This window comes from Acinetobacter sp. CIP 102529 (assembly GCF_000368325.1).
GTDB lineage: Bacteria > Pseudomonadota > Gammaproteobacteria > Pseudomonadales > Moraxellaceae > Acinetobacter > Acinetobacter parvus.
Genome location: NZ_KB849355.1, coordinates 1,637,456 through 1,652,290, shown reverse-complemented (window position 1 = coordinate 1,652,290; position 14,835 = coordinate 1,637,456). Strand labels below are relative to the sequence as shown.

The 14,835-nt window shown below is 42.9% G+C and carries 14 protein-coding genes; 8 read left to right on the top strand and 6 right to left on the bottom strand.

Features of this window, described 5'->3' with window-relative positions; translation table 11 throughout:
* Positions 1-72: 72 nt before the first annotated feature.
* Positions 73-840, bottom strand: coding sequence for a putative porin (locus tag F972_RS13290; RefSeq protein ID WP_004769952.1), 768 nt, complete (start codon positions 838-840; stop codon positions 73-75).
* Positions 841-1,249: 409 nt separating this feature from the next.
* On the opposite strand from F972_RS13290, the gene prfB reads away from it, so the two are divergent.
* From prfB to F972_RS13265, 5 genes are all read left to right on the top strand, one after another.
* Positions 1,250-2,345 (top strand): peptide chain release factor 2 gene (gene prfB, locus F972_RS13285; RefSeq protein WP_141629338.1). Its coding sequence is split into 2 segments (ribosomal slippage): positions 1,250-1,321 and positions 1,323-2,345, totalling 1,095 coding nucleotides; the frame shifts between segments, so codons are not numbered across the junction.
* A gap of 151 nt (positions 2,346-2,496) precedes the next feature.
* Entirely contained in the window at positions 2,497-2,799 is a 303-nt protein-coding gene (locus F972_RS13280) for an ArsR/SmtB family transcription factor (RefSeq protein ID WP_004683525.1), read from the top strand.
* Positions 2,800-2,825: 26 nt separating this feature from the next.
* Positions 2,826-3,890, top strand: coding sequence for an alkene reductase (locus tag F972_RS13275; protein ID WP_004683524.1), 1,065 nt, complete (start codon positions 2,826-2,828; stop codon positions 3,888-3,890).
* Positions 3,891-3,991: 101 nt separating this feature from the next.
* Complete coding sequence (locus F972_RS13270; RefSeq protein WP_004769951.1) at positions 3,992-5,308, top strand: 3-deoxy-D-manno-octulosonic acid transferase; 1,317 nt, start codon at positions 3,992-3,994, stop codon at positions 5,306-5,308.
* Positions 5,305-6,012: a 16S rRNA (uracil(1498)-N(3))-methyltransferase gene (locus tag F972_RS13265; protein WP_004756924.1), complete on the top strand. Its 708-nt coding sequence runs from the start codon at positions 5,305-5,307 to the stop codon at positions 6,010-6,012. The genes F972_RS13270 and F972_RS13265 overlap by 4 nt, the downstream gene beginning before the upstream one ends.
* Here F972_RS13265 and F972_RS13260 read toward each other — a convergent pair.
* Complete coding sequence (locus tag F972_RS13260; protein ID WP_034423051.1) at positions 6,009-6,980, bottom strand: mechanosensitive ion channel family protein; 972 nt, start codon at positions 6,978-6,980, stop codon at positions 6,009-6,011. The genes F972_RS13265 and F972_RS13260 overlap by 4 nt on opposite strands.
* A 115-nt stretch (positions 6,981-7,095) precedes the next feature.
* Positions 7,096-7,665, bottom strand: coding sequence for a DUF805 domain-containing protein (locus F972_RS13255; RefSeq protein WP_004683518.1), 570 nt, complete (start codon positions 7,663-7,665; stop codon positions 7,096-7,098).
* Positions 7,666-7,939: 274 nt separating this feature from the next.
* On the opposite strand from F972_RS13255, the gene acs reads away from it, so the two are divergent.
* Entirely contained in the window at positions 7,940-9,883 is a 1,944-nt protein-coding gene (gene acs, locus F972_RS13250; RefSeq protein ID WP_004683516.1) for an acetate--CoA ligase, read from the top strand.
* 112 nt (positions 9,884-9,995) lie between these two features.
* Here acs and tnpA read toward each other — a convergent pair whose 3' ends face one another.
* On the bottom strand, positions 9,996-10,409 hold the full coding sequence (gene tnpA, locus F972_RS13245; protein ID WP_004680797.1) for an IS200/IS605 family transposase: 414 nt from the start codon (positions 10,407-10,409) through the stop codon (positions 9,996-9,998).
* Between the two features lie 20 nt (positions 10,410-10,429).
* On the opposite strand from tnpA, the gene F972_RS13240 reads away from it, so the two are divergent.
* The gene (locus F972_RS13240) at positions 10,430-11,488 is read left to right on the top strand and encodes an RNA-guided endonuclease InsQ/TnpB family protein (RefSeq protein ID WP_034428190.1); all 1,059 of its coding nucleotides are present in this window, start codon (positions 10,430-10,432) and stop codon (positions 11,486-11,488) included.
* A gap of 150 nt (positions 11,489-11,638) precedes the next feature.
* Here F972_RS13240 and msuE read toward each other — a convergent pair whose 3' ends face one another.
* Complete coding sequence (gene msuE, locus F972_RS13235) at positions 11,639-12,379, bottom strand: FMN reductase (protein WP_004683512.1); 741 nt, start codon at positions 12,377-12,379, stop codon at positions 11,639-11,641.
* 349 nt (positions 12,380-12,728) lie between these two features.
* Between msuE and F972_RS13230 the strand changes: the two genes are divergently transcribed.
* A complete protein-coding gene (locus F972_RS13230) occupies positions 12,729-13,379 on the top strand; it encodes a response regulator (protein WP_004678977.1) in 651 nt (216 codons plus the stop codon).
* Positions 13,380-13,494: 115 nt separating this feature from the next.
* Here the strand turns inward: F972_RS13230 and omp33-36 are convergent, their stop codons facing one another.
* The gene (gene omp33-36, locus F972_RS13225) at positions 13,495-14,391 is read right to left on the bottom strand and encodes a porin Omp33-36 (RefSeq protein WP_262450922.1); all 897 of its coding nucleotides are present in this window, start codon (positions 14,389-14,391) and stop codon (positions 13,495-13,497) included.
* Positions 14,392-14,835 lie beyond the last annotated feature (444 nt).

Genomic DNA, 14,835 nt, shown 5'->3' with positions numbered 1-14,835 from the left:
ACCCACCCATAAAGGGTGGATTCCTTAGCGTCTGTTAAAGATCAACAGACCCTATATTCTCTCTGGAGAGAATTAGAAGCGGTATGCACCACGGATACCATAGGTATTGTAGTCATCACCGAAGCCAATACGGCCTTCAAGGCTGACCTGCTGGTTGAAGAATTTCTTCGCAGAAATACCCCACTCATCACGATCAGTTAAGTCGTTGTTGTAGTAGTCAGCGCCGACACTGAGGGTTTTGTCAAGATAGTAGTCACCCTTAACTCGGTATTCATCCAGGTCACCAAACGCACCGTAGGCTTCAAGGTTGACGTCATTGCCACCTACCTGAGTCACGTACTTGGCACGCACGGTTGGGTCTGCACCATCTTTACCGTCTTTCTCATCGTAGCCAGTCACACCCAATGCAAGCAACAAGCCTGGTGCTGGTAAATAACCCACTTCAGCGCCATAAGTTGTTACTTTTCGATCCACTGGGGTGTTGTCCACTTCAAGTTCGGTACGGCCCAAACGACCACTTAAGTAAAAGTCGCTGTTTGGTACGAAGTATTCAACCCCAGCGCCATATTCAGAGTTTTTCACACCGCTATTGCTGGCATAGTCAATCTTTGCATTCACGTTGCTGGCACGGTTTAAGAACGCAGCCTCAGCAAGTGGTGCGTTACGGGTTTGCACAGGATTGAAATAATAAGTCCCATCCACACCAAAATTGTTTGTGCTATCAAAATCGTCCCAATCTGTATAGGTATATGAACCACCCACTTCAGCTTGATACGCATGAGCGGTTCCTGTCACTGCAAGTACAGATAAAAGTGCCGATGCAATTGCTAATTTTTTCATGGTTATGCCCCTTTTGAGATAATGAACCAAGTGAATATTGATTACATTTTTTGTTACAACTTTTAGTCTAGTGGAAAAAAAATGATCGTCAATTGCTGGAAAGTAATTTAACATTAAAAATGTAAGTGAATTGTAAAATTTACATTTTATCTATTTGATTATTATTAATAATTTTTAAATGTTTTGATTTATTAAAACTTAGGAGATATTGTGTATATTGGTGTTTTTCGTGTAATTTTTACTCATTTCTATGAAAAAAACAGATAAGTATAAATATTAATCCATTAGAAAAACTATTCTGAAAAAATTCTTCTTATCAATAAAACTTGTCAAAATCAGGTGGCTGTGTCGTATAGGGCAGTTATGTTAAAATAGTGAATTGTGTGAAAAATATTGAGAGAAAAGACGCGTGGAAATTAATCCGTATTTAAACCAATTGAAAGATTTATCTGATCGTAGCCAAACACTACGGAGGTATCTTTGACTACGATCTAAAGGCTGAGCGTTTAGAAGAAGTTTTAAGAGAACTAGAAGACCCAACGATTTGGAATGATCAGAGTCGTGCGCAAGCGATTGCGAAAGAAAAGGGCAGTTTAGAAAATACTTTAGGTGTATTTGATCGTCTTGCAGAGCAGCTAGATGATGCCAAAGCCATGCTTGATTTGGCTGTAGAAGCCGATGATGAAACTTTACTGGAAGATGTTCAGGCTGAACTTGATAGTGCTGAACAGGCTTTAGGTAATTTAGAATTCCGCCGCATGTTTAGTAATCCAATGGATCCAAATCCATGTTTCCTTGAAATTCAATCAGGTTCTGGCGGTACGGAAGCACAAGACTGGGCATCGATGTTACTGCGGATGTATCTGCGTTGGATCGAACGTCATGGCTTTAAAGCTGAATTGATGGAAGTGTCTGATGGTGACGTGGCAGGCATTAAATCTGCAACCATCCGTGTTGATGGCGAGTTTGCTTATGGCTGGTTACGAACTGAAAGTGGCGTACACCGCTTGGTACGCAAGTCACCATTTGACAGTAATAACAACCGTCATACTTCATTCTCGGCAGTGTTTGTATCGCCAGAGATTGATGACAATATCGAAATTGATATTAATCCCTCGGATGTCCGTACCGATACCTACCGTGCGTCGGGTGCGGGTGGTCAGCACATTAACAAAACCGATTCGGCAGTTCGTCTCACTCATGCACCAACGGGTATCGTGGTGGCATGTCAGAACCAACGTTCACAGCATGCGAACCGTGATCATGCGTGGAAGCAATTACGTGCCAAACTCTATGAGTTAGAGATGAGCAAACGTAATGAAGCAGCTCAAGCATTAGAAGACTCAAAGTCAGATATTGGCTGGGGAAGTCAGATTCGTTCTTATGTTTTAGATGATTCACGTATTAAAGATTTGCGTACTGGTATTGAGAATTCAAATACGAAAGCAGTCTTAGATGGTGATTTAGATCGGTTTATTGAAGCAAGTTTGAAACAAGGTCTATAACTTTAAAACGGCATTTTCGTTCAGCAAATTTTAGTTAATCGGAAAAATATGATATTAATATCGTAAAAAATAGATATTAATATTTATTAAATTCGATATACTGATTTTAGGTGCTGAACGAAGTTTTGCCTGTTGAAAATGTGATGAGTCTATGGATATTGATGTTATAAGCAAAGCCTTAGCCAATCCATTACGCCGACAGATTTTGCAGTGGCTGAAACAGCCTGAGCAATTTTTGCCTGTGCAGGAATGTGGTGGCAGTTTTGAACGTGGTGTCTGTGCAGGGCACATTGAACGTTTAGGCAAAGTTGCACAATCAACCATGTCAAATCATTTGTCTGTGTTACAGCAGGCAGGTTTGATTCAGGTTGAGAAATATGGGCAGTGGTCCTATTTCACCAGAAATGAAGCTTTGATTCAGCAATATATCGAACATTTAAAACAAACACTTTAACTGAATAAGTGTAAATTGAGGCGATCATGGCTGAACTAAATTCTGCGTTACAAGTGGGTGATTTTACGATTAAAAACCGTTTGGTTTTATCACCTTTGACCAGAGCTCGTAGTGGTGTTGAGCGTATTCCAAACGATTTAATGCTGGAATACTATCAACAACGTGCCAATGCGGGCTTAATTATTACTGAAGCGACGGTGATTAGTCCGAAAGCTGTTGGCTACGCCAATACGCCAGGCTTATGGTCACAAGAACAAGCTCAAGCGTGGAACAAAATTGTTGAAGCTGTGCATGCGCAAGGTTCAAAGATTGTGGTTCAGCTATGGCACGTCGGTCGTATTTCACATCCTGACTTATTGGATGGTGATATTCCGGTCGCACCAAGTGCGATTCAACCTGCGGGGGAAGTGAGTTTACTGCGTCCGAAACGTCCTTTCGTTACACCTCGTGCTTTATCGCATGAAGAAATCCAAGAAATCGTCGCACAATATAAACATGCGGCTGAGTTAGCGAAAGCAGCAGGTTTTGATGGTGTTGAGTTGCATGCAGCCAATGGTTATTTGATCGATCAATTTCTACAAAGTACGACCAATCATCGTGATGATGAGTATGGTGGTTCAATTGAAAACCGCGCGCGCTTGTTGTTGCAAATTGTGGATGCCTTTATTGAGGTATGGGGTGCAGGTCGGGTGGGTGTGCATCTGGCACCGCGTGGTGATTCACATGACATGGGTGATGCAGATCCATTAGCGACTTTTGGTTATGTGGTTGAGCAATTGGATCAGCGTAATGTTGCGTTTATCTTTACTCGCGAGTACGAAGCTGAGGATAGTTTACAACCAAAGTTGCGTCCTAAATTCAAAGGTGCTTGGATTGCCAACGAAAAATTAACGCCAGAATCAGCCAAGCGTATTTTAGCAACTGAACAAGCGGATGCAGTTGCATTTGGTTTAGCATATATCGCAAATCCTGATTTATTCGAGCGTTTGGAAAATGATCTACCGCTTAATCAGGTTCAATTCGATACCTTGTATGGTCCGAGTGCCGAAGGTTATACCGATTATCCTGTTTTTGAACAACTGGAAGCTTAAGTCGTTTTTAGAATTACTCATGTCATTTACCAAAATGGCATGAGTTTTTTTTTGAAATTCCGCATAATGTGCTGAAATCAAATTGTAAATCTTGGTCTCGGATGGCGCAGCACAACGCAGTACAGCAAACCCCGTTCTGGTATAACTTTTTACTGGTATGTCTCAAACCGCTCTATCGCTGGAAAATAAGACAACGGGCTGAAAGTGATGCGCTATATCAGCAAGAGTGCCTAGAGCGTTTTGGACCGTTTCAACCCCCTAAAAATTTAAATACGATTTGGTTTCATGTAGTATCAGTTGGAGAAACCAACGCTGCTCAACCTTTGATTGAGCACTATCTAAAACTTGGACATTCGGTTTTAGTGACCAACACCACAAAAACAGGGCAAGCCAGAGCCAAGAGTTTATTTTACGAAAAATATTCGACACTTTTTCAGGCAGTCTATTTGCCTGTTGATCAGAAGCCGTTACTGAAACAATTTTTTGAGCTGTATCAACCGAAACTTCTTGCTTTAGTTGAAACTGAGATTTGGCCAAATTTGATTGCACAAGCCAAACAGAAGCAAATTCCATGTATCTTATTGAATGCTCGTCTTTCAGAAAAATCAGCGAAAGGTTATGACAAAGTTCGTCGTTTAACACAGCCGATGTTGCAGCAACTCACATGGTTATTGGCTCAAGATATCACGACACAACAGCGTTATGTGGATTTGGGGTTAGATCAAAGCAAAAGTCAGGTTGTTGGAAATATTAAATTTGATATTAGTGCTCCGAACTCCTTTATTGAGCAAGCTGAACAGTTAAAACAGGAATGGCAGTTAGAGAAACGTCAAATAATTACTTTAGCCAGCACACATGCACCTGAAGAAGAACAGTTACTTAAGCAATTACAGCCACATTTAAATTCCAACCCTGATTTGTTATGTATGGTTGTACCACGTCATCCAGAGCGCTTTGATGAGGTGTATAAAATTTGCCAGAGTTTAAATTTAAATACGCAACGTCGTAGTCTTAAACAGCCAATTCAAACTGATACACAGGTTTTTCTTGCTGATAGTATGGGTGAAATGTGGTTATGGTATGCCTTGAGTCAGGCCTGTTTTGTCGGTGGTTCATTGAATGAACCTGGGGGAGGACACAATATTCTGGAACCGATGGTGCTGAATATCCCGACAGTCATTGGTCCTCGCTATTTTAATTTTCAAAGTATTGTCGATGAATTTGTGGCAGCGCAGGGAATTTTAATTGGAGAAAATGCAGCACAAGTGGCACAGCAACTTTTAAGCTGTTTGGATGATCCACTGCAAACCCAACAACAGGTTGCGCACGCTCAACAGGTATTGCAGCGCAATAAGGGTTCTCTACAAAAACATATCCAGTTGCTTGACCACTATTTACAGCAAACCGCATCATCATGAATATTGTTTTACTTGAAGCTGAACAAACCCAATCCGAGTTCTGGAAAATTGACAATCCAAGGCAAATACAACATTTAAGCCAGCATGTGCAGTTAAATGCTGGAGATACCTTAAAGGTGGGTATCCGCAATGGTCAGCGTTATCTCACCGAAGTTGTAACGATTTCAGAACAACATATTTTACTCAGGCCAATTCAGGTGGAAGCCGTGCCTGCAAAGTTGCCTGTACATTTGATTCTGGCCTTGCCACGACCCAAAGTATTACGCCGTATCATTATGGATGCTGTGACTTTGGGTGTGCAACGGATTAGCCTGATCCATAGTTATCGGGTGGATAAAAGCTATTGGCAAAGCCCATTTTTACAGCATCTGGATGATTATGTAACGCTGGGGCTGGAACAGGCTGGTGATACTATCGAGCCAGAAATCCAGCTTTACAAAAGGTTTAAACCTTTTGTTGAAGATGTTTTGCCTACATTTATTTCGGATCAAAAACCTGCTTATGTCGCACATCCCTATGCAGAACAGCAGATGCCACATGCGATTCAGCATTCATGTTGCCTGATCGTTGGGCCAGAAGGCGGATTTATTCCTTTTGAGGTTGATCTGTTCAAAAAAAATGGCTGCCAAGCAAGGCGCTTAGGCAACCGAATTTTACGAACTGAAACGGCGGTATCGCATATTTTAGGGCGATTATTTATCTAGGTGGTTGGTTCGTTGATTGGTTCTGATTGATCACCACGATACACTTTAACTTCCTGTACAGGGTAGGGAATTGAGATACCCTGTTCATCAAAGGCTGCCACCACCAGTTCCTGAATTTCGCTGATTGAGCTTCCAGTTGAGGTTTCAGTGGTGTTGACCCACCAGCGTACTGTCAGGTTAATCGAGAAGTCGGCCAGTGCGGTAACATTTACTGAAAAGGCAGGCTGACTCAGCACGTTACGGTTATGGTCCAGAATCTTCAGGATAATGTCCTTGGCCTGCTGGATATTGTCTTCATAGCCAATACCCACCATAAACTCACAACGGTGGCGCTGGTAGGCATTGTTTACCGTCACGGCACTGGTATAGACCGTCGCATTGGGAATGACGATACGGCGGCCATCTGGAGAACGCAGGAATGTGGCACGAATCTGGATATCCTCAACATTGCCCTCCATGCCATTCACCACAATGTCATCACCAATGCGGAAAGGTTCACTCAGTAGAATCAGCACGCCTGAAAGTAAATTCTGGAAGATGTCCTTAAATGCAAAACCAATGGCGACCGAACCAATCCCCAGCGCCCCGATCAACTGACTTGGGGTAAACCCTGGAATAGCAATCACCAGCGCGATCAGGAAACCAAAGAATAAAATGAACGTCTCACCAACGCGGTGTAGGACTAAAACCAAATTCTGTTTTGCATATGATCGGTTGCTCAGTGTTTTGTTCACGAAAAATTTAAAAAGCTTGGTTAGCAGCCAAAAAATGATAAACACCGCAATCGCGATGCAGATATAGGGAACCCGCTGCCAGAAACTGTCGATGATCTTATCAATCGTGGTATAGGCATCATGGTATTTTTCAGTATGAGCCAATACAGTCTGCGTGGTTTTGGCACCTGCCTGCTGGATCAGTTCACCTGTGTCCTTGGCGACATTGGTCAGTGTTGTTTGTTCATTTGCCACAGAAAAATCTCTATTTCGCAAAGTGGGAATGGAGTGGGAAGCAATCATAATGAATTTATCGCAAATATGCATGTAAAGTTCAGTTGTTGTTTCACCCTACTTATGCTCTGGAAACCTAGAAGTATCCAGTGGTGTTCTGGATCATCTGTGTTGGCCCCTCCCATAAGTCTGGGCTGGCAAAATAATAGAAAAACATGAAGATAAACAGTAGCATCAAGATACTCAGGATGATCACGATCCATGCCAGCAGCTTTTCCCATGTGGTGGATGGGCGGATATCGCCATAATCATTGCGATAGGGCGTACCTGGGGCAAGTAACACATAGAATGTAAACAGCAACTGGATAAGGGGGACGAGCAGCAGCAGGCTCAGCCAACCTGTTTTATTCAGATCGTGTAAACGTCGGATCAAAAAAACGATCTGAAAATAAAAGCCAGCAAACCAGAGTGCAATCAGCGCAAATCCTCCGATTCCTGAAAATGCAGATAAGATCGGTTCATGAATCTGTACATTATTTACACTTAGACTCGCCGAAATTGTGATAATAAGAATGAAAAGAACCGTCCAACTGATACTCAGGAAACCATACCAACCTAGATAGCTGAGTCGGTTAAACCGCCCCTTGGCGGATAAGGGATGGTCATTGATAGGCTGTGTCTGGGAGGAGAGGGGAGGATTCAACATCATATTTTCCTATTTTTTGTTTATTAAATCTTTTAAGGTATGGCCAATGATCAAAATAATCACTTATTTTAAAAACAAAAAACATAGACAAGCAGTTCAAATTTAAATTATTTTGAGTAAATTTTTGAAAATAAACTGAGCGTAACATTCCTACGACCAAAGCCGCATTGTTTAGTCTTGTAAATGTTGTCCATACTGCAAGAGAGAACAAAACATACCAGAAGAATAGATATGACCATCTAGGGTATGAAATAAAAAACAAAGGAAGTGAGCTATGAAAGAAATCTACCCAGTGCCTGATAAATTCAAAGAAACGGCAAGAATCTCAGAAGCAGACTATTTCAAACGTTACCAGCATTCCATTGAGCAGCCTGAAGCATTTTGGGCGGAAGAAGCGCAAAAGATTGACTGGATTAAGCCCTTTACCCAGGTCAAGAATACCAGTTTTAGTCAGGATGACTTCAGGATTGAATGGTTCGCCGATGGTGAGCTGAATGTCTCCGCAAACTGCCTGGACCGTCATCTCAAGGATAATCCATTAAAACCTGCCATTATCTGGGAAGGTGACCATCCATCACGCCATAAAATCATCTCCTTTGCCGAGTTGCATGATGAGGTGTGCCGTTTTGCCAATGTGTTGAAGAAACAAGGAATTCGAAAAGGCGACAGAGTGGTGCTGTACATGCCAATGGTGCCTGAAGCTGCGATTGCCATGCTGGCATGTGCCCGCATTGGTGCGGTGCACTGCGTGGTGTTCGGTGGTTTCTCACCCGATTCATTGGCAAGCCGTATTGAGGACAGTCAGGCCAAACTGGTGATTACCGCCGATGCGGGAATGCGTGGTGGCAAGCTGATCCCATTGAAAGAAAATGTTGATGCCGCCCTGGATATTCAGGGAACAGACAGTGTAGAGAACGTAATTGTGGTGCACCGTACAGGCAACCCGATTCAGTTTAATGAGGCGCGTGACATCTGGTATCACCTTGCCATTATGGAAGTGGATGAGCACTGTCCGCCTGAGCCGATGAAATCGGAAGACCCACTTTTCATCCTTTACACCTCTGGTTCAACAGGCAAGCCAAAAGGGGTGCTGCATACCACGGGTGGCTATCTGGTTTACGTCAACACCACCTTTAGGGAAGTGTTTGACCTTAAAGAGGATGACGTGTACTGGTGTACCGCAGATGTGGGCTGGATTACAGGGCATAGCTACCTGCTGTATGGTCCACTCAGCAATGCCACCACAACGGTGATGTTTGAGGGGATTCCACAGTATCCAACATGGGCGCGTATCGGCCATGTGATTGACAAGCACAATGTCACCATCCTCTATACCGCACCAACCGCCATTCGCGCCATGATGCGCGAGGGTGATGCCTATGTGCGTGAAAGTGACCGCAGTAGCCTGCGCCTGTTAGGTTCAGTGGGTGAGCCAATCAACCCAGAAGCGTGGAACTGGTACTATGAAGTCGTTGGTGAAAGCCGTTGCCCGATTGTGGACACATGGTGGCAGACTGAAACAGGTGGAATCCTGATCTCACCACTGCCAGGTGCAACCGCATTGAAACCAGGTTCTGCGACCCGTCCATTCTTTGGGGTGCAGCCTGCCCTTGTTGACGGTGAGGGCAATGAGCTGGAAGGAGCGAATGAGGGCAATCTGGTGATTAAAGACTCATGGCCAGGTCAGATGCGGACTATCTGGGGCGATCCAGAGCGCTTTATTGAAGCCTATTTCTCCACCTTTAAAAACTGCTATTTCACTGGCGATGGTGCGCGCCGTGATGAGGATGGCTACTACTGGATTACTGGCCGTGTGGATGATGTCCTCAACGTTTCAGGTCACCGTTTAGGTACAGCCGAAATTGAAAGTGCCCTGGTTGCACATGAGGCGGTTGCCGAAGCTGCGGTAGTCGGAATGCCGCATGACATCAAGGGGCAGGGAATCTGTACTTTTGTCACCTTACAGGCTGATGTCGCTGAATCAGAGGAATTGCGTAAGGAGCTGGTCAACTGGGTGCGTAAGGTACTTGGACCAGTGGCAACGCCTGATGCCTTGCACTGGGCACCTGCCTTGCCAAAAACCCGTTCAGGCAAGATTATGCGCCGTATCCTGAGAAAGATCGCCGCCAATGAACTAGATACACTGGGTGATACCTCAACCCTGGCTGAACCAGCGGTGGTGGATGCCCTCATTGCAACGGTCTATCCAGACAGGTAAGCCCTATCCAAATAATAAAAGAAAAGAGTGTTCAAGTGAACGCTCTTTTTTATCCATTGGAGCGTAAAACCTCGGGGTTTAGCCCGAGGATATAAGCGACTGGCGTAAGCCATTAATGCGGTGTTTGCTGTTGTTGAATATACTGCTTAATAATCCCAATAGGCGCACCTGCGCATGATGCAGCGAAGTAACTAGGCGACCACAAGGCATTACCCCATAATTTGCTTTTAATTTCAGGGTGTTTGGTTCGTAAAATTCGACTAGATGCACCTTTCAAGCTATTTACCAAACTAGAAATAGCGACTTTAGGCGGATAATTGACGAGCAAATGTACATGGTCATGTTCACCGTCAAACTCTACCAACTCAGCTTCAAAGTCCAAGCATACACGCTCAAATACTTCACGCATCGTTTCAAGCATTGCTTTAGTAAAAACATCACGCCGATATTTAGCCACAAAGACTAAATGAACGTGCATATTAAAAACACAATGTCGACCTGTCCTAATCTCTTGACTATAGCTCATAGACCAAATATATTTTAGCAATGAAAACACTCAAATTACGCATAAAAGACAAACATTGCAAGGTGCTAAATCAGATGGCATCTGAGGTGAATTTTGTCTGGAATTACGTGAATGATTTGTGTTTTAAACATCTACAACGAAAACAACAATTCTTTTCAGCATACGATATTGCTAAATACACAAAAGGCACATCGAAAGAATGCAATTTGCATAGTCAAACCATTCAAGCCATAACAGAAGAACTCATTACACGCAGAAAGCAATTCAAAAAAGCAAAATTAAAATGGCGAGTCAGCAATAAAAAATCAGCTAGGCGTTCATTGGGCTGGATACCATTCAAAAAAGTTGCAATCAAATATGCTGATGGATATGTTCAATACGGCAAGCATCAATTCAAACTATGGGACAGCTACGGACTAAGCAAATACAATGTTAAAACAGGCTCGTTTGTAGAGGATAGTCGTGGGCGTTGGTATGTCTGTCTTGTAGTTGATTCAATTAAAACAGAGAAAACCAGCGCTAAAACCTCAATTGGTATAGATTTGGGATTAAAAGACTTAGCTACTTGTTCAGATGGTATAAAGCTCAAAGCCCCTCAAATCTATCGGCAATATGAACAAAAACTTGGCATTGCTCAACGTGCTAGAAATAAGAAACGTGTCAAAGCAATTCACGCCAAGATTAAAAATATACGTCAAAACATGTTGCATCAATTCAGTCATAAACTGGTGAATGAACATGCAGCAATCTTCGTTGGCAATGTGAATGCCAAAGCACTCGCACAAACTAAATTAGCTAAATCAGTGCTAGATGCAAGTTGGACAACACTAAGAACCATGCTCAAGTATAAATGCGAGAACGCAGGGGTATGGTATGAAGAAGTCAATGAAGCGTATACCACCCAAACTTGCTCGTGCTGTGGCTCACGCTCCAGTAGTCCGAAAGGTAGGGCAGGCTTAGGAATAAGAGAATGGCAGTGCATGGAGTGCGGTACGCTCCATGATCGGGATGTAAATTCCGCACTGAATATTCTTGCGCTCGGACATGAGCGTCTAGCAGTAGGAATCCCCGTCCTTTAGGTCGGGGAGGATGTCAAGAGCAGCATTTAATGGTCAGCCAGGAAAATTGAAACCTGCCGAAAATAAAAAGCCCCAAGCCGAGTCCTGGGGCAATAATACTTGCCATTACTTTATTTTTCTTCTTATCAAGTCTAAAAACGAATTATTTCTTTATGCAACGTGGTTTAGATTTTTTTGTGGTTTTGGATGGAGGCGTGATTCTGCCGCATCCAGATCAGGTACTGCCGCTGAGGGGAGTACATCCGCCTGTTCAATCTGTTTGTTAATGCCGAGATTCTGGTTGGCCTGTTCGGTTTTTGCCCTGGTTGCCGCCGCACGCTGACCCTTGGCAGGTGCCCACTCCAGAATTGGTAAGGCACGCGCTACAGCCAGGGTCACACGGTCTGACAGTTGCTCACTTTTTACCGTGTATTCAGGTGTAAAGTCCCGATCGGTGGCATATACGCCTATCGGTAGGGTCTGTGCCTGAAAAAAGCTAAATAGCGGACGTAGCTGATGCTCCAGCACCAGTGCATGCCGATCACTACCACCTGAAGCCGCCAGCAATACAGGAACATCGACTAAAGCAGTCTGTTCAACAAAGTCGAAGAAATGTTTAAATAAACCAGTGAATGATGCACGGTAAACGGGTGTGCCCACAATCAGGGCATCTGCCGCCTCAACTGCGGCAAGGTCATCCTGTACACGCTGTGGTAGTTGGTTACGGTAAATGGCGCCACCCAATAAAGGACCAATTTCACTGAGTTTAATGAAATGCACCTTAATGCTGATTGCTTCTGAAAGTTCATCAAGGATGGCCTGAATTAAACTTTCAGTTTTAGAGGGACTATTTAGCCCGCCTGAAACGGCAACAATGTTGAGGGGAGTGGCGATTGTCTGGTGATTTGGCATGGTTGGGCCTGGGCAGTTTTCCTGAATTGCCCCTATTTATCTACCTGAATATGCTGGCTGTAAAATAAGGAAATGCTGCAAGCTTATCTTTTTTATCGATATATCTAAAAATAATGATAGGCTTGAATTTAGTTGGTTTTAATTGCATGTTTCTATTCAATATTTCTTTAAGGGCTTTATTCTTGAATAAATAGGATATGGATTATATAAATATTCGATTTATTTTGCTGGAAAAGGAAATAAATCAGGTCTTGTGCTTGACCTGCGGTTTATTTAAAAATAGGCTAGGATAGATTGAATTTGAATAAACACAGTACATTGACGTACTTACAGATTGCGTAAAGCACTTATGAATATTTTAATTGTAGATGATCATCCCTTATTTAGACATGCGTTGATTCAAGCGGTTCGTTATAGCCTGCCACAGGCACAGATTCAGGAAACTGCTGATGTTGACGAATTCTATGCGCGTCTGGAACATGGGGCGGAACCCGATCTGGTGTTGCTGGACCTGAATCTACCAGGTGCCTCTGGATTTTCTGCACTGGTGTATGTACGAGCACAGTATCCAGCGATTCCGATCATTATTGTTTCTGCCCATGAGGAAGTGTCGATTATCCAGCGGGCAATTGCACACGGAGCAATGGGATACATTCCAAAATCCTCACACCCAAGCCATATTGGCGAGGCCATTAAGCAGGTGCTGGAGGGTGAGATCTGGCTGCCACCGAATTTACCGACTCATGCAGGATTTGACCCAAGGGCTGCGGACGAAACCGCACTGGCAGAGCGTTTACAGTCACTGACGCCGCAGCAGTTCCGCGTATTAATGATGGTGGCTGAGGGGTTGCTAAATAAACAGATTGCCTATGACCTGGAAGTTTCCGAGGCAACCATCAAGGCGCATGTAACCGCCATTTTCCGTAAACTTGGCGTACAAAACCGTACTCAGGCAGTGTTGGCAATCAGTGCCTTAAATATCGAAGACAAAAAGATGTAGTCTTGTAGCTGGGAACTGAAAGACTTTTCCGATTCTTCTAAAATAAAAAACCAGTTCAAAATGAACTGGTTTTTTTATGATCAATCTGGGTTCTGGATAGAACCGCAATTCAATCTTAGAAACGGAACTTCGCGTTTACGCCAACAGTTTGCGTATCTAAGTCAGCATTTACTGCATTTGCATTTACGTAGCTTGCACCAACAGCAACCGCTGGAGTGATGAAGTAGTTTACGTTCGCGCCCCAAGCAGATTTGATTGGAGAGAATTTGTCACTTGCTGGGTTAGAGCTTGCACTTACTTCTGCATAAGAAGCACCAACGCTTAACTTAGGCGTTAGGTAAAGGTCAGACTTTAATTCATATGCAGTTGTATCGCCATAAACAAGACCAGCTTCAAAGCCTACAGCCATGTTTGTACCGTCGATGTTACCTACATATTTAGTACGTGCAGTAATTGCATCTTGGTCTTCGCCAATCACTAATGGTTGAGCGACTGATTTTACGATACCGCTTGAAAGTACGCTGTTTGCATCTAAAGCAAATTGGTCAGCAATGTTTGTATAACCAACAGCAACTAAGAAGTTAGGAGTAAGCATAGTACCAACTTCTAATGCGAAGCGGTCACCATTGTCTTTTTCGCCGTCAACTTTAGATTTAGTGTGGCTATAAGATGCGCTTGTATATACCGGTAGGTATGGTGTAGGGATGTAAGCTTCACCTTTTGCGCCATATGATTGAGTTTCAGAAGTTACAACTTCATCACCATCATGTTTAGTATAGCTGTAAGCAGCAGAAACATTAGATGCGTGGTTTAAGAACGCAGCTTCAGCTAAAGGACCTTTAGAAGCGTCTACATCTTTGAAGTAGTAAGTTGCTTGTCCAGCACCAGTAAAGTTTTTGTCATTTACAGTTGTATCTAAAAATTCAGATTGACCTTGAACTTCAACTTGATAAGCGTTAGCACCGGTCATGGCTAATAATAAAGCAGTGGCTAAACCGAGTTTTTTCATAATAATTTCCAGCTTTAACAGTGATTGAGTTAAATTGGGGTCATTGTATTGTAACAAAGTATGATGTCAATGTCATAAATCCAAGCCTCCGACGAAGGGTGAAACACTGACCACATTTTGTTTAAAAAACAAACAAAAGCAAAGTTTGTTGTCAACGCTAAATAAAAGTTATAATTAACAAATAGATATAATTGTTTATAGCTAAGGCGGAAGATCATTTTTAAGTGCTGTATGAGATTTGTTTGATTGGTTAATTCGATTGTATCAATCGTTTTTTACATTCAACTTGTGCTGGCTTGTGTCATAATTTTGCCATTAAAAGTGTGGTTTAAACATATTTTTTTAATAATTTTGCGATGAACTATACAAAAAATAGCGAATAATTTTTGATGAAATCATGATCAATTTAAAAATGAGAAAGAAATGATTTAAAGGTTAAATCTGATT